Below are 21,627 nucleotides of genomic sequence, written 5' to 3'. Positions count from 1 at the left end.
TAACCGCCGCCACTCGCCGCCGGGCCCGCCCTGGCGGCGAGGCGATTTTCGGCACGCCCTCAAAGGCCTCATGAACATCCACGAACACCAAGCCAAGGCCGTCCTCGCGGAGTTCGGCGTGGCGGTCCCGCGCGGCTTTGCCGCCTTCTCTCCCGAAGAGGCCGTCGCGGCGGCCAAGAAGCTCCCCGGCCCGGTCTATGTGGTGAAGTCGCAGATCCACGCCGGCGGCCGCGGCAAGGGACGCTTCGAGGGTCTCGGCCCGGACGCCAAGGGCGGCGTGCGGGTGGTCAAGAGCGTCGAGGAGGTCGGCGCCAACGCCAGGGAGATGCTGGGCCGGGTGCTGGTGACGCACCAGACCGGCCCCCGCGGCAAGCAGGTGAACCGGCTCTACATCGAAGAAGGCGCGCAGATCGCCCGCGAGCTCTATCTCTCGCTGCTGGTCGACCGCGAGACCAGCCGGGTGGCGGTCGTCGCCTCGACCGAAGGCGGCATGGACATCGAGGAGGTGGCCGCCAACACGCCCGACAAGATCGCCACCTTCACCATCGACCCGGCGACCGGCGTGTGGCCGCACCACGGCCTGATGCTGGCCAAGGCGCTCGGCCTGTCCGGCGATCTCGGCAAGCAGGCCCGCACCCTGCTCGGCCAACTCTATGCGGCGTTCACCGCCAAGGACATGAGCCTTCTGGAGATCAACCCGCTCATCGTCACCGCCGACGATCAGCTTCGCGTGCTCGACGCCAAGGTCTCGTTCGACGACAACGCCCTCTTCCGCCATCCGGAGATCCGCGAGCTGCGCGACGAGACGGAGGAGGACCCCAAGGAGATCGAGGCGGCCAAGCACGAGCTCTCCTACATCGCCCTCGACGGCGAGATCGGCTGCATGGTCAACGGCGCGGGCCTGGCCATGGCCACCATGGACATCATCAAGCTCTACGGCGCCGAACCGGCCAACTTCCTGGACGTGGGCGGCGGGGCGACGCGAGAGAAGGTGACGGCGGCGTTCAAGATCATCATGGCGGACCCGAACGTGAAGGGCATCCTGGTCAACATCTTCGGCGGCATCGCCCGCTGCGACGTGCTGGCCGAGGGGATCGTGGCGGCAGTGAAGGACGTCTCGCTGAGTGTGCCGCTGGTCGTGCGGCTGGAAGGCACCAACGCCGAGCTCGGCAAACAGATCATCCGCGACTCGGGGCTCAACGTGATCCCGGCGAACGACCTCGCCGACGGCGCCGAGAAGATCGTCAAGGCCGTGCGGGGCTGAGATGGCGGATCTGGCGATCACGGCTGCCATGGCGATCTCAGGACCGGCCGCTGCTGACGCCTTCCGAAACTTTGAGGCGCTATGCGTCGAGACCAAGGCCCGACCGGCTGTCGCCCTGGCCAGAGCTGGTCGAGATGGATGGCATGGCGCTGTCTCGACCAGTAATGCGTGCGGAGTGACCTTCGAGGGCGTGTCCTACGGGTCCATTCTGCCCCAGGGGGCGAAATGGGCAGCGGCGCCTCCGCTCTCGCAGGAGGTGCGCGGGACGATATTTGTCTTCAGTGATGTGGGTGGGCGGCACGGTCCTGTCAGCAGCGCTGAGCTGGACAAGGCGACTCCCGACCTGGTTCGCACCAAGCGCATTACGCAATTCGACGTACACAACCTGAGCCGCGGAAGCGCGCTTGAGGTGGTCGTCCCTCGGTGAGCCCACCTGAATGTCGATCCTGATCAACAAGCAAACCCGCGTCATCTGCCAGGGAATCACCGGCGCGCAGGGGACTTTCCATTCCGAGCAGGCGATCGCCTACGGGACCAAGATGGTGGGCGGCGTCACCCCCGGCAAAGGCGGGACCAAGCACCTGGGCCTGCCGGTGTTCGACACCGTCGGCGAGGCGGTGAAGGCGACCGGCGCCGACGCCTCGGTGATCTATGTGCCGCCGGCGTTCGCGGCCGATTCCATCCTGGAGGCGATCGACGCAGAGATCCCGCTGATCGTCTGCATCACCGAAGGCATTCCGGTCGAGGACATGGTCAAGGTGAAGCGCTCGCTCTCCGGCTCGAAGTCGCGGCTCATCGGGCCGAACTGCCCGGGCGTGCTCACCCCCGACGAATGCAAGATCGGCATCATGCCCGGCAACATCTTCAAGCGCGGCTCGGTGGGAGTTGTCTCGCGCTCCGGCACGCTTACCTATGAGGCGGTGTTCCAGACCACCCAGGTGGGCCTCGGCCAGACAACGGCCGTGGGCGTCGGCGGCGACCCGGTGAAGGGCACGGACTTCATCGAGGTGCTGGACGCGTTCCTGAAGGATCCGGAGACGGAATCGATCATCATGATCGGCGAGATCGGCGGCTCCTCCGAGGAGGACGCGGCCGAATTCATTAAAAATTCAGCAACCAAGAAGCCAATGGTGGGCTTCATCGCGGGACGCACCGCGCCGCCCGGCCGGCGCATGGGTCACGCGGGCGCGATCATCTCCGGCGGCAAGGGCGGGGCTGAGGACAAGATCGCTGCGATGGAGGCCGCGGGCATCCGCGTGTCTCCCTCTCCGGCGGCCCTCGGAACCACCCTGGTCGAGGTGCTGAAGGGCGCTTGAGGCACAGTTCGTAGCGTAAGGGCGGTCCGCGCCCAGCTCCTTTTCCAGAAGCTCCGCGGCCCGGCCCGGGAAGACGGAAAATGGCGGATGACGCAGGTCTGATCAACGAGGTGCTCGCCGAGACCTCGTTCCTCTATGGCGGCAATGCGGCCTTCGTGGAGGACCTCTACGCCAGGTGGGCCGCCGATCCCAATTCGGTCGAGCCCTCGTGGCGAGCGTTCTTCGCCTCGCTCCACGACCGCGCCGACGACGTCAAGCGCGAGGCCCAGCGCCCCGCCTGGACCGCCCCGTCCGCGCCGGCCGCACGCCCGGAATGGCTCTCCGCGCTCGATGGCATGTGGCCGGCGGTGCAGGCCAAGACCGAGGCGAAGATCGCCGAGCGCCGGCGGGGGGCCACCACCGACGAGGTGCGGGCGGCCACGCTGGATTCGCTGCGCGCCATCATGATGATCCGGGCCTACCGGATGCGCGGGCACCTGAAGGCGAACCTCGATCCGCTGGGCATCGCCAACACGCCCGGCGACGCCTCGGAGCTCGATCCGGCGACCTACGGCTTCTCGGAAGCCGACTTCGATCGACCGATCTTCCTCGATTACGTGCTGGGGCTGGAGACGGCGACCATCCGCGAGATCCTGGAGATCCTGCGGCGGACCTACTGCGGCAACGTCGGCGTGCAGTACATGCACATCTCCGATCCCAAGGAGAAGGCCTGGCTGCAGGAGCGGATCGAGGGCCGCGACAAGGAGATCGTCTTCACGAAGGAGGGCAAGGTCGCGATCCTGAAGAAGCTGATCGAGACCGAGGGTTTCGAGCGGTTCCTGCATCGCCGTTTCCCCGGGACCAAGCGCTTCGGGCTGGACGGCGGCGAAGCGATGATCCCGGCGATGGAACAGATCATCAAGCGCGGCGGCGCGCTCGGCGTGAAGGACATCATCATCGGCATGCCGCATCGGGGCCGACTGAACGTGCTCGCCGCGGTGATGGGCAAGCCCTACCACGTGATCTTCCACGAATTCCAAGGCGGCTCGTCGCTGCCCTCCGACGTCGAGGGTTCGGGCGACGTGAAGTACCATCTGGGCGCCTCCTCAGACCGCGAGTTCGACAACAACGCCGTCCACCTGTCGCTGACCGCCAATCCCTCGCACCTGGAGATCGTCAATCCGGTGGTGCTGGGAAAGTCGCGCGCCAAGCAGGCCTTCACCCTGCGCGAGACGCCGACCGCCGGGCGCGCCCACGTGCTGCCGCTGCTGATGCACGGCGATGCCGCCTTCGCCGGCCAGGGCGTGGTGGCCGAATGCTTCGCGCTCTCCGGCCTCAAGGGCTACGGCGTGGGCGGCACGATGCACTTCATCGTCAACAACCAGATCGGCTTCACCACCAGCCCGAAGAACTCGCGCTCGTCGCCCTACCCCTCCGACGTGGCGCTGATGGTCGAGGCGCCGATCTTCCACGCCAACGGCGACGACCCCGAAGCCGTGACCTTCGCCACCAAGGTGGCCACCGAGTACCGACAGCTGTTCTGCAAGGACGTGGTCATCGACATGTTTTGCTACCGGCGGTTCGGCCACAACGAGGGCGACGATCCGACGATGACCCAGCCCTTGATGTACCAGAAGATCAAGGACCATCCGTCGGTGCGGCAGCTCTACACCACCCGCCTGATCGGCGAGGGCGTGGTCACCCAAGAGCAGGTGGACGGCTGGATCAAGGCGTTCGACACCTTCCTCGACGAGGAGTTCGAGGCCGGCAAGAGCTACCACGCCAACAAGGCCGACTGGCTGGACGGCAAGTGGTCGGGCCTGAAGCTGCCGGGCGCCGAGGAGAGCCGGGTCACCGGGGTGGCCAAGCAGAAGCTCATCGACCTCGGCCACAAGATGACCTCGATCCCCAAGCGGGTCAGCGTCCACAAGACGGTGGCCCGAGTGATCGCCGGACGCCGCGAGGCGATCGATTCCGGGACCGACATCGACTGGGCGACCGCCGAGGAGCTGGCATTCGCCACCCTGCTGGACCAGGGCTATCCGGTGCGTCTCTCCGGCCAGGACAGCGTGCGCGGCACCTTCTCCCAACGCCACACCGGCATCGTCGACCAGAAGACCGAGGAGACCTACTTCCCGCTTCGCAACCTCGGCCCCAACCAGGCGCACTTCGAACCGCTGAACAGCGCGCTGTCGGAAGAGGCGGTGCTCGGCTTCGAGTACGGCTTCTCGCTCACCGATCCCAATACGCTGACCATGTGGGAAGCCCAGTTCGGCGACTTCGCCAACGGCGCCCAGGTGATCATCGACCAGTTCATCTCCTCGGGGGAGCGCAAGTGGCTGAGGATGAGCGGGCTCGTCCTGCTGCTGCCGCATGGCTATGAGGGCCAGGGGCCTGAGCACTCCTCGGCGCGCCTGGAGCGCTATCTGCAGCTCTGCGCCGAGGACAACATGCAGGTGGTCTATCCCTCGACGCCGGCCAACTACTTCCACGCCCTGCGTCGGCAGATGCTGCGCGAGTTCCGCAAGCCCCTGATCGTGATGACGCCCAAGTCCTTGCTCCGCCACAAGCGGGCGGTCTCGAACCTGGTCGACATGGCCGAAGGCTCCAGCTTCCACCGCGTGATGGTCGACGGGGCGGAGGCCGGCTGCGACGTCGGCGGCGTCGCGCTCAAGAGCGACGACAAGATCCGCCGGGTGGTCCTCTGCTCGGGCAAGGTCTACTACGACCTCATCGATCACCGGGCGAAGGTCGGGCGCGACGACGTCTACGTCCTCAGGCTCGAGCAGTTCTATCCGTGGCCGCTGAAGTCGCTGACCAACGAGCTGAAGCGGTTCAGGAACGCCGAGCTCGTCTGGTGCCAGGAGGAACCCAAGAACATGGGCGGCTGGCAGTTCGTCGACCCCTGGCTGGAGCTGACGCTCGAGCGGCTCGACATCAAGGCCAAGCGCGCCCGCTATGTCGGCCGCCCAGCCTCCGCCTCCACCGCGGCGGGCTTGATGAGTCGGCATCTGAAGGAGCTGGAGAGCTTCCTCACGGAAGCCTTCGCCTGAGCGGCGGGTTTGTGTGTTGAGGACCTAGGGAGCGCATCGAGATGGCCGACATCATGACGCCGGCGCTTGGCGAGTCCGTCACCGAGGCGACGGTGGCGCGCTGGGCCAAGAAGGCCGGCGAGCAGGTGCGCAAGGACGAGATCCTGGTCGAGCTGGAGACCGACAAGGTCTCGCTCGAGGTCGCGGCCCCCGCCGACGGCGTGCTGTCGGAGATCGACGCGGAGGAAGGCGCGACGGTCGAGCCCGGCGCGGTGCTCGGCAAGATCACCGAAGGGGCGACGGCCCGGCCGAAGGCGAACGGCGGCGGCCAGGCCGCGGCGCCTGCCCCGGCGACGAGCTCCAAGCCCGCCCCTGTCCCCGCTGGCGAGCTGCAGTCAGGGCCGCAGCCCGGGAAGCCTGCGCCCAAGTCCGCGCCCGTGCCCGACACCGGCCCACCCGCCCGCGCCGCCGCCGAGCCGGTGCTCGCGCCTTCGGCCCAGCGGATCGTGGCCGAGAACCGGATCGATCCTGCGGGCATTTCCGGCACCGGCAAGGACGGCCGGATCACCAAGGGCGATGCGCTCGCGGCCCTGGAATCGCGCGCCAAGGCGCCTGAGGTTCCGCCGGCGCCGGCCGGCCCCCGTCCGATCCACGAGCGCGAGGAACGGGTGCGGATGACGCGGCTGCGCCAGACCATCGCGCGCCGCCTGAAAGAGGCGCAGAACGCCGCCGCCATGCTGACCACCTTCAACGAGGTGGACATGAGCGCGGTGATGGCGCTGCGCAGCCAGTACAAGGACGCCTTCGAGAAGACCCACGGCGTGAAGCTCGGATTCATGAGCTTCTTCGTGAAGGCGGTGATCCACGCCCTGAAGCTGGTGCCCGAGGTCAACGCCGAGATCGACGGCGCGGACATCATCTACAAGAACCACTACGACATCTCGGTGGCGGTCGGCACCGAGCGGGGCCTGGTCACGCCGGTGGTCCGCGACGCGGACCAGATGAGCCTGGCCGAGATCGAGAAGGCGATCGGCGCGCTCGGCAGGAAGGCGCGTGACGGCCAGTTGGCGCTCGAGGACCTGCAGGGCGGGACTTTCACCATCTCCAACGGCGGGGTCTATGGCTCGCTGATGTCCACGCCGATCCTCAACGCCCCGCAGTCCGGGATCCTTGGCATGCACAAGATCCAGGAACGACCGATGGTGGTGGCGGGCCAGGTCACCGCTCGGCCGATGATGTACCTGGCGCTCTCCTATGATCACCGCGTCGTCGACGGCCAGGGCGCGGTCACCTTCCTGGTGCATGTGAAGGAAGCCGTCGAGGAGCCGCAGCGGCTGCTCCTCGACCTCTAGCCGCCCGCCTGGCCCGGCGCCCGGGCGAGGAAAAGGCCGGGCTTCGGAACGGCTGCGCTCCGCGGCGGGTTCACGCGCGGACGGCACGGAGCCGTCGGCTGCACGAGGTTTGCGCATGTCCATCCTCAAGACTGCGACTCTGGCCGCCTCCGCGGCGGCGCTGACGCTGGCGCTCGGCGCCTGCGATACGATGGGGAGCGGCGGCGCCGCTCCGCGGACCGGCGCCCAGGCGGAGATCGACAACGCCAACAACCAGAACTCTAACGGCTCGGCGCAGCCGGGCGGGGCGGGCCCCTCGCCCAACGGCGGGGTCAGCAATCCGGGGACCAGCGGCTCGGTCAGCAACACGCCCGGCCCCGGCCCGCACTGACCGGCCTCGCCGGTTGATTTCGGCCAAGCCCAGAATAGGGTGCGCCCCCACCTGATCTGAGCGGGCGCATCTATGGCCGAGACCAGCTACGACGTCGTGATCATCGGAGGCGGCCCTGGGGGGTACAACGCCGCCATCCGGGCGGGCCAGCTGGGCCTGAAGGTCGCCTGCGTGGAGATGCGCGCCACGCTGGGCGGCACCTGTCTCAATGTCGGCTGCATGCCGTCAAAGGCGCTGCTGCACGCCTCCGAGCTGTTCGAGATAGCCGCCGACGACTTCGCGGCGCTCGGCATCGAGGCGTCGCCGAAGCTCAACCTCGGCCAGATGATGAAGCAGAAGGACGAGTCGGTGACGGCGCTCACCAAGGGCGTCGAATTCCTGTTCCGGAAGAACAAGGTCGACTGGATCAAGGGCGCAGGGAAGATCGCCGGCCCGGGCAAGGTCGACGTGACCGGAGCCGACGGCAAGACCATGGCGCTGGAAGCCCGGAATATCGTCATCGCGACAGGCTCGGAGCCCACGCCTCTGCCCGGCGTCACCGTCGACCAGCAGCGGATCGTCGATTCCACCGGCGCCTTGGCCCTGCCGCAGGTTCCGGAGAGTCTGCTGGTCATCGGGGCCGGGATCATCGGCCTGGAGCTCGGCTCGGTGTGGCGCAGGCTCGGGGCCAAGGTCACGGTAGTCGAATTCCTCGACCGGATCACCCCGGCGGCCGACGGCGAGATCGCCAAGGCGCTGCAGCGGTCGCTGACCAAGCAGGGCGTCGAGTTCCGGCTGGGCTCGAAGGTGACCGCGGCCAAGACTTCGAAGAGCGGCGCGAGCCTCACGGTCGAGCCGGTCGCCGGTGGGGCGGCGGAGACCCTGCAGGCCGACCATGTCCTGCTCGCCATCGGCCGGCGGCCGTACACCAAGGACCTCGGCCTGGAGAGCGTCGGGATCACCCCGGACAAGCGCGGCTTCATTGAGACCGACCACCTGCGGACCAGCGCGCCCGGCGTCTGGGCGATCGGCGACGTGACGCTCGGGCCGATGCTGGCGCACAAGGCCGAGGAGGACGCCGTGGCCTGCATCGAGATGATCGCCGGCAAGTACGGGCACGTGGACTACAACCTCGTGCCCAGCGTCATCTACACCTATCCGGAGGTCGCCTGGGTCGGAAAGACCGAGGAGGAGCTGAAGGCTGCGGGTCGGGCCTACAAGACCGGCAAGTTCCCGTTCACGGCCAATTCGCGGGCCAGGATCAACCACGAGACCGAGGGCTTCGTGAAGGTGCTGGCCGATGCGGCGAGCGACGAGGTGCTGGGCGTGCACATGATCGGCCCCGACGTCTCCGAGATGATCGGCGAATACTGCGTCGCCATGGCCTTCCGGGCGGCGTCCGAGGACGTGGCCCGCACCTGCCACGCCCACCCCACGCGCTCCGAGGCTCTCAAGCAGGCGGCCATGGGCGTGGAGGGGTGGACGATGCAGGCCTGAGGGGTCGGCTTGCGCGGGGGCCTGGAGATCCGCCGGATGCGCCCCGAGGAACGGGCCGCTTGCGCCGACCTCTACGTGCGCGTGCTCAAGGAGACGTTCACCTGGCAGCCGCCGGAGCGGCACCGGCGCGCCGACTTCCTGCTGGCCGCGCGCGAGGAGGAGGTCTACGTGGCCTTGGAAGACGGGCGCATCCTGGGCCTCGCCGCGATCTATCGGCCGCAGAAGTTCCTGCACTCGCTCTATGTGGCCGAGCGCGGACGCGGCGTCGGCAAGGCGCTGCTCGATCACGTGGCGCGGATCGTGGGCGGGCCGCTGTCGCTGAAGGTGCAGGAGCCCAACGCCCGCGCCCAGGTCTTCTACGCCCGCGAAGGATTCCGCTGCGTCGAGCGCGGCCGCGATCGCGGGAGCGACGTGCCGTGGCTCAGGCTGGTGCGCGATCCGCCGAGTTGAATTGCGCCGGACCAGCTGCGGCGCCAGTATTCCCGCCGCACGCGAAAGGAGGCCGAAATGCTCGCTCTTCTGCTCGCCTCGACCATGGCTGCGGCGCCGACCGGCGCCGTGCATCCCTTCACGCCCGACGGGACACTCCTGAAAGCGCCCCCGGCCTGCCTGCGGCACGTGACTGAGCTCACCAAAGCCCCGCCCAATTCTCGCCTGTTCCACAAGCTGGGCGACCTGCCCAAGGCGCACGAGGAGATCGCGGTCGAGCGCAGCATCGGCGGCTGCCCCGCCCCGCTGATCGTGCGCTACGACGTCGAAGGCGACGGACGCGCGGCGGATGTGCCGGAGAAGTAGCCCTCAGGCGTGAGGATGGGCCTTGGAATAGGCGCTGAGCAGCGCGGCGGCGTCCACCTGGGTATAGCGCTGGGTCGTGGAGAGCGAGGCATGGCCCAGCAGCTCCTGGATCGCGCGCAGGTCCGCGCCGGCGCCTAACAGGTGCGTCGCAAACGAATGGCGCAGCGCGTGCGGCGTGGCGCTGGCCGGCAGGCCGAGCCGGCTGCGCAGCGCCTGGAGGGTGGCTTGCACGTGACGCGGGGTGAGCGGCCCGCCGCGCTTGGCGCGGAACAGCGGCTCCTCCGGCGCAAGGACGAAGGGCGCGGCTCTCAGATAGGCCTCCACCGCTTCGCGGACCGCCGGCAGCACCGGCACGATCCGCGTCTTCGAACCCTTGCCGGTGATCCGCAGGCTGTCCGGGATCGGCGCGTCGGCCCGCCTCAGGGACAGGGCTTCGGAGATCCGCAGCCCGCAGCCGTAAAGCAGGGTCAGCACCGCCTGGTCGCGGGCCGCTTCCCAATCCTCGCGGTCGGGATCGAGGGCCGGCTCGGCGATCAGGCCGAGCGCCTGGTCTTCGCTCACCGGGCGCGGCGCGCCGGATTTCACGCGCGGGCCGCGGACCAGGGCGAGGCCCGCGTTCGGCGTTCCCAGACGCCGATCCAGGAACCTGTGGAAGGCGCGGATCGCAGAGAGCGCCTGGCTGAGTGAGCGGGGCGACAGCGGCCGCTCGCCGCCGCGCAGGTGCGCCAGCCAGGCGCGGACCTCGCCGGCGGTGACATCGGCGAGGCATGTCAGCGTGAGGCGCTCGCCGCGGTGCTCGGTGAGGAAGCCCAGATAGCGGCGCGCGGCGAAGCCGTAGGCCTCCAGCGTCCGGGGCGAGGCGCGCCGCTCATGGGCCAGATGCTCCAGCCAGAGCGCCAGCGCCTCTTCCGCGGTCACAGGATCGGCCACCGCTCGGCAGTGCGCTCCACGACCCGCGCCAGGAAAGCCACCAGCTCGACGCCCATCTCCTCGGTGAACCCCTGGGGATCGGCCGAGCCGAAGGCGAGCAGGCCTTGCCGCGCCGGCTCCCACATGGCCACGCGCACCATGGCCATGGAGCGGACCTGGTCGCAGCGGGCGCCGAACAGCGGCAGGGCGGTCGGGGCGAAGCCCATCCGGGCGAGCCGCTGCGCGCCGCCAAGGATGAGGTCCACCTGCCCCTCCACCAGCCGGGTCCAGCCGGCCGGCACGCGCGCCTCGGCTTCGAGCGCGACCACGGCGGCGGTGAGCCCGAAGCGGTGCTGGGCGAGTTCGTCCAGCCGCCAGGCGAGGTCGGAGTGATTGCGCGCGTCGAGCAGGTCGATCACCGCCCCGTGGGTCTGGGCCTGGGCGGAGAAGTTGGCGCGGGCCACGGCCTCGATCTGCTGACGCTGCATCGCCTCGCGCTGATGGGCGGCGTGCACGCGGGCGAGCGCCGCGGGCGCGAAGTCGACGACGTTGCCGGCGGCGACCCGCAGGCCGAGCTCATCCAGCAGCCCCGCGTCATCGCGGATGAACTCCGGGTTGTCGGACAGGAACCGGCGGACGGCTGCGGGCTCCAACGGCAAGCCGTCCATCCCGCCTTGCGATCCGTCCATGTCCCGCCCCCGGAAGCGATCAGCTCACAGAATCGACTGGCCCGTCTTGGCCCAATCGCTCAGGAATGTTTGGAGACCCTTTTCGGTTAACGGGTGCTTGAAAAGGCTCTCAAAAACATCCGGCGGGATGGTGGCGCAGTCGGCGCCGGCGATCGCGGCGGCCGCCACGTGGCCCGAATTGCGAATCGAGGCGGCGAGGATTTCGGTGTCGAAGTCGTAGTTGTCGTAGATCGCGCGGATCTCGCTCACCACCTCCATGCCGAGCGCGCCATGATCGTCCAGCCGGCCGACGAACGGCGAAATGTAGTTGGCGCCCGCCTTGGCCGCGAGCAGCGCCTGGGCGGCGGAGAAGCACAGGGTGACATTCGTCTGGATGCCTTCGGCCGCGAACTGGCGCACCGCGATGAGCCCCTCGCGGGTCAGCGGCGCCTTGACCACCACGTTGCTCGCGATGGCGGCCAGCTTGCGGCCCTCGGCCAGCATGGCCTGCGACTCCACGGCCGCCACCTCGGCGCTGACCGGCCCCTCGACGATGTCGCAAATCTCGGCGATGACCTGCAGCATGGGGCGTCCGGTCTTGGCGATCAGAGTGGGATTGGTGGTCACGCCGTCCACCAGACCGGTGGCGGCCAGGTCCTTCAGGACGGCCACGTCGGCGGTGTCGAGGAAAAGCTGCATCCGAAGACCTCAGGGGTGGCTTGCGCCGCTTGTAGCGGTTGGCCGCCCGAGCGCAATCGTCCGCCCATGAGCCGAATCGCCTCGGTCCTGCTGCCGCTGCCCCTGCCGGAGGCGTTCGATTACGCCGAGCCGGAGGGGATGGCGCTGGCGCTCGGCGATCAGGTGGCCGCGCCGCTGGGTCCGAACCTCCTGCGGGGCGTGGTCGTGGGTCTGCGCGAGGCGGCCGGCGGCAATCGGGCCCTGAAGCCTGTGCAAGGCCGGCTCGAGGAGGCCGCGCTTCCTGCGAGCACGCTGGAATTCGTGCAGTGGGCGGCGCGCTACGCCGTCGATGCGCCGGGCCAGCCGCTGGCGATCGCGCTCAGGGGCGCGCGGGCGCCGAAGCCCAAGCCGCTGCGGGTCATCGAGCCGACCGGACGGGCGCCGGTCCGCCCGACGCCGGCCCGGACGAGGGTGCTGACAGCCGTCGGGGCAGGGGCCGCGAGCGGGGCGGCGCTGGCCCGCCTGGCCGGCGTCTCCGCCGGCGTCGTGAAGGCGCTGATCGATGAGGGCGTGCTGGCGTTGCGGACGGCGGCGCCGCAGCTGGGGTTCGATGCGCCCGACGCCGCGCGAGCCGGCGCGGCGCTCAACGCGAGCCAGGCCGCCGCGGCGGCCGAGCTCAGGGCCATGGCGAGGGCGGGCGGCTTCCAGGTCGCGCTGCTGGACGGCGTCACCGGGTCTGGCAAGACGGAGGTCTATCTGGAGAGCGTCGCCGCCGCCCTGGCGGCCGATCCCGAGGCGCAGGCGCTGATCCTGCTGCCGGAGATCGCGCTGACGCAGGCGGTGATCGATCGTGTCGCCGCGCGCTTCGGGGCCGCGCCCGGGGAGTGGCACTCCGACGTCGTTCCGCCGGCGCGCCGGCGCGTGTGGGAGGGTGTGATCGGCGGCGGGTGCCGGATCGTGGTCGGCGCGCGCTCGGCGCTGTTCCTCCCGTTCCGCAGGCTGAAGCTGATCGTTGTCGACGAAGAGCACGACGCCTCGTTCAAGCAGGAGGAGGGGTTCATCTACCACGCGCGCGATATGGCGGTGGCGCGGGGCAAGATCGAGGCCGCGCTGGTGGTGCTGGCCTCGGCGACGCCGTCGCTGGAGACCCTGCGCAACGCCGAGACCGGTCGCTATCGCTGGCTCACGCTGGCCGACCGGCACGGCGCCGCGCGGCTGCCCGCGATCGACCTCGTGGACCTCAGGGAAACACCGCCGGAGCCCGGCCGCTGGCTCTCGCCGCCGCTGGTGACGGCGATGGGCGAGACCCTGGCCGCGGGCGAGCAGACGCTCCTCTTCCTGAACCGCCGGGGCTATGCGCCGCTAGTGCTGTGCCGGGCCTGCGGCGAGCGGATGACGGCCCCCGACACCGACAGCTGGCTGGTGGAGCACCGCTACTCCGGCCGGCTGGTCTGCCACCTGACCGGCTTCTCCATGCCGAAGCCGACGCAATGCCCGCACTGCGGCGTCCGGGACAGCCTGATCTCGATCGGCCCCGGCGTGGAGCGGGTGGAGGAGGAGGCGCGCCAGCTGTTTCCGGAGGCGCGAATCGCCGTCTTCTCCTCCGACACAGCGTTCGATGCGCGTGAAGGCAAGCGGCTGATCGAGGCCATGGCGGCGGGCGAGATCGACATTCTGGTGGCGACCCAGGCGGCGGCCAAGGGACACAACTTCCCGAAGCTCACCCTGGTGGGCGTGGTGGACGCCGATCTGGGCCTGCGCGGCGGTGACCTTCGAGCGGCCGAGCGCACCTACCAGCTGCTCGCCCAGGCCACGGGGCGGGCGGGCCGGCGCGAGCGGCCAGGGCGGGCTCTTCTGCAGACCTATGCGCCCGACCACCCGGTGATGCAGGCGCTGCAGGTCCAGGACCGCGACGCCTTCGTGGCCGCGGAGATGGCCGAGCGCGAGGCTGCGGGCCTGCCGCCGTTCGGGCGGCTTGCGGCGGTGATCGCCTCCGACGTGGACGCCGCGCGCCTGGACACCTTCATGCGTCGAATGGCCGAGGCGGCGCCCAATGCGCCGGGCGTCGAGGTCTATGGTCCTGCCGATGCGCCTCTGGGCCTGGTGCGTGGCCGGCGGCGCAAGCGGTTCCTGGTCAGGGCCGACCGCGGCGTCGACCTCTCGGCCTACATGGCCGCCTGGCGGGCGCGGGTGAGGCCGCCCGGCGCCCTGCGGCTCTCCATCGACATGGACCCTTACAGCTTCCTCTGATCGGGCGCCGCTTTCCGCGCCGCCCTCCGGCGCGCGGCGATGTTCAGAGCCTCCACCGCGCCCGAGAACGTCATGGCGGCGTAGATGTAGCCCTTCGGCACATGCATGCCGAAGCCGTCGGCGATGAGCGTCGCGCCGATCAGCAGCAGGAAGCCCAGCGCCAGCATAACCACCGTCGGGTTGTCGTGGATGAAGCGGGCGAGCGGGCCCGAAGCGACGAGCATCAGCGCGACCGCGATCACCACCGCGGCCATCATGATCGGCAGGTGCTCGGTCATGCCGACGGCGGTCAGGATGGAATCGATCGAGAAGACCACGTCGAGCGCGAGGATCTGGACGATGGCTGCGGCGAAGCCGAGCGAGCCCGCGGCTCGCTTGTCGAGCAGGTCGTCCGAAGGCGCGGGATCGACCGCGTGGTGGATTTCGGTGGTCGCCTTCCACACCAGGAACAGCCCCCCGGACAGGAGGATCAGATCGCGCCAGGAGAAGGCGAGGTCGACCACCGGCTGCCCCTTGGCGTCCAGCGGCGCGGCGAACGGAAGGGTCAGGACCGGCTGCGTCAATCCCACGATGAAAGCTATGCCGGAGAGCAGGGCGAGCCTCAGCAGCAGGGCCAGGCCGATGCCCAGCCGGCGCGCGCGCCCGCGGTCGGCGGGGGGCAGCTTGTTGGAGAGGATGGCGACGAACACCAGGTTGTCGACACCCAGCACCACCTCCATGACGATCAGGGTGAGGAGCGCCGCCCAGGCCTCCGGGCTGGCGACGAGCGCCGCGATATCCGCCATGTCCTCTCCTGTCCGCCCCGAACGCCGCGGCGACCCGCTCCGCGGCCAAGCTCGCATTTTTGTGAAGCCGGTGCGGCATCCCGTCCAGCCGCGCTGAATAGCGTGGCTTTTGGTCCCGAATGCGACTGTTTCAACGCGTTACGTACTTGTGATCTCAGGTAACCAGAACCGATGGTTAGGTGAAAAATAGAAATCCGTCATTCAAGAAACAGATGATTTTAAGTACTGTACGGGAACTTAGGTGTGTTGCTTCCTTCCTCGCGAGGAAAATAGCAAATCTGTATCGATCTAATATGAACCAAGGAATCGATATTCACCTTGCCCGTAGCTTGAGCCCTCGGAATGACGCACGGCAGGCGTGAGCGAATCAATCTAAACGCTCTTTTCACCGTTGCCGCGTAAGGGTTATGGCTTAGCCCGTAGTCGGGGAGTGCCCACAACATGCTGAAGCGACCGAGGACCCTCTGGGGCTCTCTGGCCGTCGCGGCCGTTCTGAGCCTCGCGCCGTCAGCGGGCGCGATCGCGGAGACCTACTGGCAGTGCGCCCAGTTCGCCCGCGTCATGTCCGGCATCCAGATCTTCGGCGACGCCTATACCTGGTGGAAGCAGGCCGTGGGCCGCTACCAGGAGGGCTTCCAGCCCAAGGCGGGCGCGGTCCTGTGCTTCAAGCCGACCCAGCGGATGCGGCTGGGCCACGTGGCGGTGGTCACCCAGGTGCTGACCGACCGCGTCATCCAGATCACCCACGCCAACTGGTCGCCGATCGACGGCTCGCGCGGCAAGATCGAGAAGGACGTGACCCTGATCGACGTCTCGCCGGCCGGCGACTGGAGCATGGTGAAGGTCTGGTACGACCCTAACCGCGACATGGGCGGCTCGACCTATCCGACCTACGGCTTCATCTATCCGGACGCCCAGGCGCGGGTGCTGGCCTCGACCGGGTTCACCAAGGCCGAGAACGCGGCGATCAACATGGCCCAGTCGGCGGCGAGCCAGATGGCCGCTGCGGTGCGGCCGGGCGCGGGCCCGATGAACATCCTGAGCCAGGCGGCGGATTCGACCGACCGCATCGGCGCTCTGATCGCGGCCGCCACCCGAGGCGATTCCACCTCGGGCAAATAGCTCTCATTGCTGAGCGCCGCTCGCAGGCACGCCGGCGGAACGTGGTTATTTCCGGCCGTGGGGCAACCGTTCCTTAAGCGCGCGAGCGGCAGTGTCGGAAGCTGAAGGTTCCGATGTCCTCGCAAGCTCAACCCTACCATCTGGCGCTCGACCCGCAGAACCTGCGTGAAGCGGTCGAGGCGCATCAACGTTACCTGGCCGGGCGCTCGGGGGCGCGGCGCCTCAGCCTGACCTACGCGGATCTCTCGAACTGCTCGCTGGAAGGGCTCGACCTGCGCGAGGCCGACCTGGCGGGAGCGAAGCTCGCCGGCGCCTCGATGGCGGGGGTGAACCTCGCCCGCGCCATCCTGTTCGGCGCCGACCTCAGGGAGGCCGACCTCAGGCGCGCCAGCTTCAAGCGGGCGGACCTGCGCGGCGCCTGCCTTCGCGGCGCCAACCTCGCCGGAGCCGAGCTCGCCGGCTGCGACCTTCGCGAAGGCCGCATCGCGCTGCAGGACAAGCTCGACGGCTTCCGCATCCTGCGTCACGAGCATCGGCCGGGCGAGCTGACCTACGCCATCCTGCACGGCGCCAACCTCGCGGGCGCCCAGATGACCTCGACCATCGCCATGGCCTGCGACTTCACCGACGCCAACCTGGCCGGAGCGATGCTCTCGGGTGCGCGCCTGGCGCGGGCGGTGCTGGACGGGGCCGACCTTTCGGGTGCGGACCTCGGCGGGGCGGACCTGTCGGGCGCCTCGATGAAGCGGACCGTGGTGGCCGGCGCCAATCTGGAGCAGGCGCGCCTCGACGACGTGGACATGACCGAGGTGCTGCGGGGCCCGCCGCCGATCGTCTACGTGGACGACCGCGCCCTCGACGAGGTGCTGGCCGATCACGAGCTCTATTGCGACACCCAGGCGCGGCAGGGCGCGGTGGTCGCCATGGAGACGGTGGACTTCCGGCCGATACGCTCGCTGCGCGGACGCAGGCTCACCGGCCTGATCGCCCCGGGCTCGGTATTCTTCGGCCTCGACATGCAGCGGGCGGAGCTGCAGGGCGCGGACCTCTCCGGCTGCGACTTCCGCGGAGCCGACCTCAAGGAGGCCGACCTGCGCGGCGCCAAGCTGATGGACGCGCAGTTCACCCGCGCCGATCTGCGCGGCGCCAAGCTAGGCCCGTTGATGATTTCCGAGGGCCGCTTCGTGCGCACCGATCTCACCCGCGCCTGCCTGCGCGGCGCCGACCTGCGCGGCGCCCAGGCGCGCCGGGCGCGGTTCCTGGAGGCCGACCTCAGCCAGGCCAAGCTCGCCGGCTGCGACCTCGCCGGGGCGGAGCTGGAGCTTTAGCGGACCGACAAGTCAGAGATTCTCGATCCGGCAGCCGGTCGCCGAGCGGATCTCATGCGCGACGATGGTGCGGTGGCAGTGGGCAGGATCGGCCTCGTAGCAGAGCAGCGCGGCCTTGCGGTCCTTGGCGATGTCGACGGCCTGGGCCAGCTGCAACTGGGCGGCCGGCTCCTTAAGGTGCGCCGCGTAGATCTGTTCCATCTCGCCTATCCGGCCGTGGCGCACGGCGTCGCGGCCCGGCTTCGGGGTCCCGAGCTCGCGCAGGTGCACGTAGTCGATGCCGGCTTCGGCGAGGCTGGCGGCCAGGACGGTCTTGGAGAACCCGGCACGTCGCGAGGCGGCCACCGCGCGGACGTCCACCACGACCTCGACCTTGGCCGTCTTCAGCCGCGCGATGACGTCAGGCTGGGTGGCGTGCTCGTAGCCGATGGTCGCAAGCGGTTTCATGGGTTTTCCTCCGCAGCGTCAAACCTATATGGGGTCCGGGGTCGGAGGGTCCATGGACGCCAAGGTCGACTGTGAGCCGCGCGAGCGGCGGGTGAGCCTGCCCAGCCGCGGCGGCGAGATGGCGTTCCTCGACTTCGGGCCGCCGGCCCGGCCTGTCGACATCGTCTTCTCCCACGCGAACGGCTTCAACGCCCGCACCTACCGCAGCATCCTGAGCCCGCTCGCCGCCGAGCTGCGCATCCTGGCCATTGACCTGCGCGGCCATGGCCTGAGCCGCCTGCCGACGGTGATCGAGGGGCGCGACGGCTGGAGCGAGTTCCGCGAGGACCTGCTCGCCTTCCTGGAGGCGGCCACCGACGGGCCGGTGGTCCTGGCGGGTCATTCCATGGGCGGGACTTCGAGCCTGCTGGTCGCGGCCCAGGCGCCGGCGCGCGTGAAACGGCTGGCCTTGTTCGATCCCGTGATCATGCCGCGCGAGGCGCTGCGCGAGATGGCCGAGCCCGTGCGCTCGCCGCTGGTCGAGGGCGCACTCCGGCGGCGCGCGAATTTCCCGAGCAAGGCGGCCGCCCGCGAGGCTTACGCCGGCCGCGGCGCCTTCCGGACATGGAGCCCGGCGCAGATCGCCGATTACGTGGAGGCGGGATTCCGCCAGGCGCCCGAAGGCGGCGTGACGCTCTCCTGCACGCCCGAGTGGGAAGCCTCGAACTTCCGCACCCACAATTTTGATCCCTGGACGGCCTTCCGGGAGAGCCGCTGTCCGATCGACATCCGTCGCGCGGCGATCGCTTCCACCTGCCGTATCGAGGGCGAGGAGGCCGAGCTCGCTGAGACAGGGCGGATCTTCATCGAGGTCGTCCCAGAGACCACCCATTTCCTGCCCATGGAGCGGCCGGACGTGGTCGCCCACACGCTGCGGTTCGCCGCGATCGGCTAGCGGCGCTTGCCCTCGGCGGGATCGCCCTCCGGACCCTGCGGGCCCTGGTTCGTCGCCGGCGCGACCTTGCCGTCGGGCTTGGACTCGCGGCCGTTGGGAGTGGGCGCATCGGCGCGCGGATCGTACGTCCGGCGCTCGCCGGCAACTTCCTCGCCGCGTCCCGTGCGCTCCACCGCCTCGTCCTGGCGGACCGAGGGATAGCGCTCCGGCTTGGGCTGCGAGGGCTCCGGGTATTTGCGGTCTTCGGCCATGCTGCTGGTCCTCCAGGTTCACGGAAAATCGCAGCCGACGGGTCGCGTTCCCTCAGGCGTGCATCCGTCCGAGCAGACCAGCCGTATGTCGCCTCAGGGACAGGTCGCCCGCGGAGATCGCCTGTGCCACACTGCCGCGGGGGAGGATGCGATGACGGCGATGACGGCCACGCCTGCGGGCAGACGTGCGAAGCTCCTGGTGCCGCGGCATGCGCTGGTCACCCGGATCACCCACTGGATCAACGTGCTGGCGGTCAGCCTGATGCTGATGAGTGGGCTGCAGATCTTCAACGCCCATCCGGCGCTCTACTGGGGCGCCAAGTCCCACTTCGACCGGCCGTGGCTCGCCATGGACGCCGGGGAAAGGAACGGCCAGCCGATCGGCGTCACCACCATCGCCGGCAAGCGGTTCGTGACCACCGGCCTCTTCGGGTTCTCGGGCCGCGGCGACAAGGCCGAACCGCGCGGCTTCCCCGCCTGGGCGACCGTGCCGAGCTACCGCGACCTGGCCGACGGGCGGCGCTGGCACTTCTTCTTCGCCTGGCTCCTGGTTATCAACGGGCTGGTGTATCTGGCGCTGAGCTTCCTCAACCGGCACATCCCGCGCGACCTGTGGCCGAGGGCCTCGCAGCTGAAGCCGGCGCACGTGTGGCATGAGATCCTCATCCACGCGAAGCTGAAGTTCCCGAAGGGCGAAGAGGCCAGGACCTACAACATCCTGCAGAAGGGCGCCTATCTCGGGGTGATCTTCATCCTGTTGCCGCTGATGGTGGCCACCGGACTCACCATGTCGCCGGGCTTCGACGCCGCCGCGCCATGGCTGCTGGATCTGTTCGGCGGGCGCCAGTCCGCCCGCTCCATCCACTTCATCACGGCCTCGCTGATCGTGCTCTTCGTCCTCGTCCACCTGGCCATGGTGGTGGCCTCGGGCACGTGGAACAACATCCGCTCGATGATCACCGGCCGCTACGCCATCGAGGTCGAGGGAGACGCGGAATGACCCGGGAAACCGACCGTCGCAGCTGGCTCAGGGCCGCGGCCGTCTCGCTCGGCGGGCTGTGGCTCGCGGGCTGCGACAGGCTCACCGAGAACCCGAAGTCGCTGGCGGTCCTGCAGGGCGCTGAAGGGCTGACCCGGCGCGCCCAGCGGCTCATCCTCGACCGCAAGGCGTTGGCCCGGGAGTTCACGCCGGCCGACATCTCCAAGGTGTTCAAGCCGAACGGCTCGACGAATCCGGACGATCCGGAGTACCTCGCGCACAAGGCCAACGGATTCGCCGACTGGAAGCTCCTCGTCGACGGGCTGGTCGACAAGCCGCTCTCGCTCGGCCTGGCCGATCTTCGGAAGCTGCCCGCGCGCACCCAGATCACCCGCCACGACTGCGTGGAGGGCTGGTCCTGCATCGGCAAGTGGACCGGCGCCCGCATGGGGCCGCTGCTCGATCTGGCGGGTCTGAAGCGCAACGCCCGCTACATCGTGCTGCACTGCGCCGACACGCTCGAGCAGACCCTCGACGGCACGGGGCAATATTACGAGAGCATCGACCTGATCGACGCCTACCATCCGCAAACCCTGCTGGCCTATGAGCTGAACGACCGACCGCTGCCGGTCGAGAACGGGGCGCCGGTCCGTCTGCGGGTCGAGCGCCAGCTCGGCTACAAGCAGGCCAAGTACGTGATGCGCCTGGAGGCGGTGGAGGACTTCTCCCACATCTCCCGTGGCCGGGGCGGCTTCTGGGAAGATCGCGGCTACGAGTGGTACGCCGGGATTTGAAGCGGGGCCGGCTTGCGCCGCCTGGTGACTGCCCGCAACCTCACCGCCGGAGCGAGTCTTGGCGGGGAGAACCGCATGACATCGGCAAAACGTCAGGTCCAGCCCGGTTGAGCCGGCGCCGCGCATCCGGCCGTACCCGGAACCGGGTGCTGCGCGTGTTCAGCCGCCTCGGGCCCGGTCTGATCACCGGCGCCGCAGATGACGATCCGAGCGGCATCGCCACCTATTCCCAGGCCGGCGCACAGTTCGGCGTCAACATGCTCTGGACCGTGGCGCTCACCTACCCCCTCATGGTGGCGATCCAGTCCATCAGCGCGCGGATCGGCCGAGTCACGGGCCACGGTCTGGCGACCAATCTCGCCGAGGTCTTTCCGCGACCGCTGGTGATGGGGCTGGCGCTCCTGCTGTTCGTGGCCAATACGATCAACATCGGTGCGGACCTGGCGGCGATGGGCGCGGCCGGCCGGCTCGTGAGCGGTCTCGACCAGCACCTCCTCACACTCGCCTTCGCCGCGGTGTCGCTGATCCTGCAGGTGTTTGTGCCCTACCATCGCTACGTCAGCTTCCTGAAGTGGCTGACCATGTCGCTGTTCGCCTACGTGGCGGTGGTGTTCGCGGTGCACATCGATTGGGCGGAGGTGGCGATCCGCACCGTCCTGCCTCAGCTTCCCGACGGCGGTTGGATCGTCGTCGTGGTGGGGGTCTTCGGCACCACCATCAGCCCCTACCTGTTCTTCTGGCAAAGCTCGGAGGAGGTGGAGGATGAAGAGGCCAAGCACCAACGGCCTCTGATCCGGGACGGGCGTCGCGCCAAGGCCGAGCTGCGCCGCATCGAGTGGGACACCCTTGTCGGCATGGGGGCCTCCAATCTGATCGCCTTCTTCATCATTCTCACCAC

At 69.2% G+C, this 21,627-nt stretch carries 21 protein-coding genes; 15 read left to right on the top strand and 6 right to left on the bottom strand.

Annotated elements, in window-relative coordinates:
* Positions 1–70: 70 nt before the first annotated feature.
* The 8 genes from sucC (at position 71) to Q0W60_RS09870 (ending at position 9,584) form a co-directional block, all read left to right on the top strand.
* Entirely contained in the window at positions 71–1,264 is a 1,194-nt protein-coding gene (sucC, locus tag Q0W60_RS09905) for an ADP-forming succinate--CoA ligase subunit beta (protein ID WP_297695066.1), read from the top strand.
* A 437-nt stretch (positions 1,265–1,701) separates the two neighbouring features.
* On the top strand, positions 1,702–2,580 hold the full coding sequence (gene sucD / locus Q0W60_RS09900; protein WP_297695064.1) for a succinate--CoA ligase subunit alpha: 879 nt from the start codon (positions 1,702–1,704) through the stop codon (positions 2,578–2,580).
* A gap of 80 nt (positions 2,581–2,660) precedes the next feature.
* Positions 2,661–5,612 (top strand): 2-oxoglutarate dehydrogenase E1 component, encoded by a 2,952-nt coding sequence (locus tag Q0W60_RS09895; RefSeq protein ID WP_297695062.1) that lies wholly within the window; start codon positions 2,661–2,663, stop codon positions 5,610–5,612.
* 41 nt (positions 5,613–5,653) lie between these two features.
* Positions 5,654–6,943, top strand: a complete 1,290-nt coding sequence (odhB, locus tag Q0W60_RS09890; RefSeq protein WP_297695060.1) for a 2-oxoglutarate dehydrogenase complex dihydrolipoyllysine-residue succinyltransferase — start codon at positions 5,654–5,656, stop codon at positions 6,941–6,943.
* Between the two features lie 115 nt (positions 6,944–7,058).
* A complete protein-coding gene (locus Q0W60_RS09885; protein ID WP_297695058.1) occupies positions 7,059–7,313 on the top strand; it encodes a hypothetical protein in 255 nt (84 codons plus the stop codon).
* A 72-nt stretch (positions 7,314–7,385) separates the two neighbouring features.
* Positions 7,386–8,789, top strand: coding sequence for a dihydrolipoyl dehydrogenase (lpdA, locus tag Q0W60_RS09880; protein ID WP_297695056.1), 1,404 nt, complete (start codon positions 7,386–7,388; stop codon positions 8,787–8,789).
* 36 nt (positions 8,790–8,825) lie between these two features.
* Positions 8,826–9,239: a GNAT family N-acetyltransferase gene (locus Q0W60_RS09875; protein ID WP_297695054.1), complete on the top strand. Its 414-nt coding sequence runs from the start codon at positions 8,826–8,828 to the stop codon at positions 9,237–9,239.
* 57 nt (positions 9,240–9,296) lie between these two features.
* Entirely contained in the window at positions 9,297–9,584 is a 288-nt protein-coding gene (locus tag Q0W60_RS09870; RefSeq protein ID WP_297695052.1) for a hypothetical protein, read from the top strand.
* 3 nt (positions 9,585–9,587) lie between these two features.
* On the opposite strand, the gene Q0W60_RS09865 is transcribed toward Q0W60_RS09870, so the two are convergent.
* Genes Q0W60_RS09865 through fsa form a run of 3 tightly spaced genes read right to left on the bottom strand, consistent with a single transcriptional unit; the run spans position 9,588 to position 11,860 of the window.
* Entirely contained in the window at positions 9,588–10,514 is a 927-nt protein-coding gene (locus Q0W60_RS09865) for a tyrosine recombinase XerC (protein WP_297695050.1), read from the bottom strand.
* Complete coding sequence (locus Q0W60_RS09860; protein ID WP_297695048.1) at positions 10,499–11,182, bottom strand: DUF484 family protein; 684 nt, start codon at positions 11,180–11,182, stop codon at positions 10,499–10,501. Before Q0W60_RS09860 ends, Q0W60_RS09865 begins: the two co-directional genes overlap by 16 nt.
* A 24-nt stretch (positions 11,183–11,206) precedes the next feature.
* Complete coding sequence (fsa, locus tag Q0W60_RS09855; RefSeq protein ID WP_297695046.1) at positions 11,207–11,860, bottom strand: fructose-6-phosphate aldolase; 654 nt, start codon at positions 11,858–11,860, stop codon at positions 11,207–11,209.
* Positions 11,861–11,926: 66 nt separating this feature from the next.
* Here fsa and Q0W60_RS09850 point away from each other — a divergent pair, with 66 nt between their 5' ends.
* Positions 11,927–14,089 carry a primosomal protein N' gene (locus Q0W60_RS09850; protein ID WP_297695044.1) on the top strand — a complete coding sequence of 721 codons (2,163 nt, stop codon included), beginning with the start codon at positions 11,927–11,929 and terminating at the stop codon, positions 14,087–14,089.
* On the opposite strand, the gene Q0W60_RS09845 is transcribed toward Q0W60_RS09850, so the two are convergent.
* Positions 14,074–14,874, bottom strand: coding sequence for a TerC family protein (locus Q0W60_RS09845; RefSeq protein ID WP_297695042.1), 801 nt, complete (start codon positions 14,872–14,874; stop codon positions 14,074–14,076). The genes Q0W60_RS09850 and Q0W60_RS09845 overlap by 16 nt on opposite strands.
* Positions 14,875–15,315: 441 nt before the next feature.
* On the opposite strand from Q0W60_RS09845, the gene Q0W60_RS09840 reads away from it, so the two are divergent.
* Together Q0W60_RS09840 and Q0W60_RS09835 are read left to right on the top strand one after the other, a co-directional pair.
* Positions 15,316–15,996 carry a CHAP domain-containing protein gene (locus Q0W60_RS09840; protein ID WP_297695040.1) on the top strand — a complete coding sequence of 227 codons (681 nt, stop codon included), beginning with the start codon at positions 15,316–15,318 and terminating at the stop codon, positions 15,994–15,996.
* A gap of 113 nt (positions 15,997–16,109) precedes the next feature.
* Positions 16,110–17,324, top strand: coding sequence for a pentapeptide repeat-containing protein (locus Q0W60_RS09835; protein ID WP_297695038.1), 1,215 nt, complete (start codon positions 16,110–16,112; stop codon positions 17,322–17,324).
* A gap of 12 nt (positions 17,325–17,336) precedes the next feature.
* On the opposite strand, the gene Q0W60_RS09830 is transcribed toward Q0W60_RS09835, so the two are convergent.
* The gene (locus Q0W60_RS09830) at positions 17,337–17,771 is read right to left on the bottom strand and encodes a DUF488 domain-containing protein (RefSeq protein WP_297695036.1); all 435 of its coding nucleotides are present in this window, start codon (positions 17,769–17,771) and stop codon (positions 17,337–17,339) included.
* A gap of 52 nt (positions 17,772–17,823) precedes the next feature.
* Between Q0W60_RS09830 and Q0W60_RS09825 the strand changes: the two genes are divergently transcribed.
* Positions 17,824–18,705 carry an alpha/beta hydrolase gene (locus tag Q0W60_RS09825; protein WP_297695034.1) on the top strand — a complete coding sequence of 294 codons (882 nt, stop codon included), beginning with the start codon at positions 17,824–17,826 and terminating at the stop codon, positions 18,703–18,705.
* Here Q0W60_RS09825 and Q0W60_RS09820 read toward each other — a convergent pair.
* Positions 18,702–18,956: a hypothetical protein gene (locus Q0W60_RS09820; protein WP_297695032.1), complete on the bottom strand. Its 255-nt coding sequence runs from the start codon at positions 18,954–18,956 to the stop codon at positions 18,702–18,704. The genes Q0W60_RS09825 and Q0W60_RS09820 overlap by 4 nt on opposite strands.
* Before the next feature lie 151 nt (positions 18,957–19,107).
* On the opposite strand from Q0W60_RS09820, the gene Q0W60_RS09815 reads away from it, so the two are divergent.
* From Q0W60_RS09815 to Q0W60_RS09805, 3 genes are all read left to right on the top strand, one after another.
* Complete coding sequence (locus tag Q0W60_RS09815; RefSeq protein ID WP_297695030.1) at positions 19,108–19,956, top strand: cytochrome b/b6 domain-containing protein; 849 nt, start codon at positions 19,108–19,110, stop codon at positions 19,954–19,956.
* The gene (locus Q0W60_RS09810; RefSeq protein ID WP_297695028.1) at positions 19,953–20,729 is read left to right on the top strand and encodes a molybdopterin-binding protein; all 777 of its coding nucleotides are present in this window, start codon (positions 19,953–19,955) and stop codon (positions 20,727–20,729) included. Before Q0W60_RS09815 ends, Q0W60_RS09810 begins: the two co-directional genes overlap by 4 nt.
* A gap of 155 nt (positions 20,730–20,884) precedes the next feature.
* On the top strand, positions 20,885–21,627 hold a 743-nt coding region (locus Q0W60_RS09805), incomplete at its 3' end, for a divalent metal cation transporter (protein ID WP_297695026.1).

The sequence above is a fragment of the Phenylobacterium sp. genome (assembly GCF_025934275.1).
Lineage (GTDB): Bacteria > Pseudomonadota > Alphaproteobacteria > Caulobacterales > Caulobacteraceae > Phenylobacterium.
The sequence above is the reverse complement of the archived record's forward strand: the minus strand, read 5'-3'. Positions and strand labels throughout refer to the sequence as shown.

Coding starts and splice junctions, on each gene's coding strand:
- Q0W60_RS09815 (WP_297695030.1), top strand. CDS start 19,108: ATGACGGCGATGACGGCCACGCCTGCGGGCAGACGTGCGAAGCTCCTG.
- Q0W60_RS09810 (WP_297695028.1), top strand. CDS start 19,953: ATGACCCGGGAAACCGACCGTCGCAGCTGGCTCAGGGCCGCGGCCGTC.
- Q0W60_RS09830 (WP_297695036.1), bottom strand. CDS start 17,771: ATGAAACCGCTTGCGACCATCGGCTACGAGCACGCCACCCAGCCTGAC.
- Q0W60_RS09845 (WP_297695042.1), bottom strand. CDS start 14,874: ATGGCGGATATCGCGGCGCTCGTCGCCAGCCCGGAGGCCTGGGCGGCG.
- Q0W60_RS09825 (WP_297695034.1), top strand. CDS start 17,824: ATGGACGCCAAGGTCGACTGTGAGCCGCGCGAGCGGCGGGTGAGCCTG.
- Q0W60_RS09820 (WP_297695032.1), bottom strand. CDS start 18,956: ATGGCCGAAGACCGCAAATACCCGGAGCCCTCGCAGCCCAAGCCGGAG.
- Q0W60_RS09895 (WP_297695062.1), top strand. CDS start 2,661: ATGGCGGATGACGCAGGTCTGATCAACGAGGTGCTCGCCGAGACCTCG.
- Q0W60_RS09850 (WP_297695044.1), top strand. CDS start 11,927: ATGAGCCGAATCGCCTCGGTCCTGCTGCCGCTGCCCCTGCCGGAGGCG.
- lpdA (WP_297695056.1), top strand. CDS start 7,386: ATGGCCGAGACCAGCTACGACGTCGTGATCATCGGAGGCGGCCCTGGG.
- sucD (WP_297695064.1), top strand. CDS start 1,702: ATGTCGATCCTGATCAACAAGCAAACCCGCGTCATCTGCCAGGGAATC.
- Q0W60_RS09835 (WP_297695038.1), top strand. CDS start 16,110: ATGTCCTCGCAAGCTCAACCCTACCATCTGGCGCTCGACCCGCAGAAC.
- Q0W60_RS09885 (WP_297695058.1), top strand. CDS start 7,059: ATGTCCATCCTCAAGACTGCGACTCTGGCCGCCTCCGCGGCGGCGCTG.
- Q0W60_RS09870 (WP_297695052.1), top strand. CDS start 9,297: ATGCTCGCTCTTCTGCTCGCCTCGACCATGGCTGCGGCGCCGACCGGC.
- Q0W60_RS09875 (WP_297695054.1), top strand. CDS start 8,826: ATGCGCCCCGAGGAACGGGCCGCTTGCGCCGACCTCTACGTGCGCGTG.
- Q0W60_RS09860 (WP_297695048.1), bottom strand. CDS start 11,182: ATGGACGGATCGCAAGGCGGGATGGACGGCTTGCCGTTGGAGCCCGCA.
- sucC (WP_297695066.1), top strand. CDS start 71: ATGAACATCCACGAACACCAAGCCAAGGCCGTCCTCGCGGAGTTCGGC.
- odhB (WP_297695060.1), top strand. CDS start 5,654: ATGGCCGACATCATGACGCCGGCGCTTGGCGAGTCCGTCACCGAGGCG.
- Q0W60_RS09840 (WP_297695040.1), top strand. CDS start 15,316: ATGCTGAAGCGACCGAGGACCCTCTGGGGCTCTCTGGCCGTCGCGGCC.
- fsa (WP_297695046.1), bottom strand. CDS start 11,860: ATGCAGCTTTTCCTCGACACCGCCGACGTGGCCGTCCTGAAGGACCTG.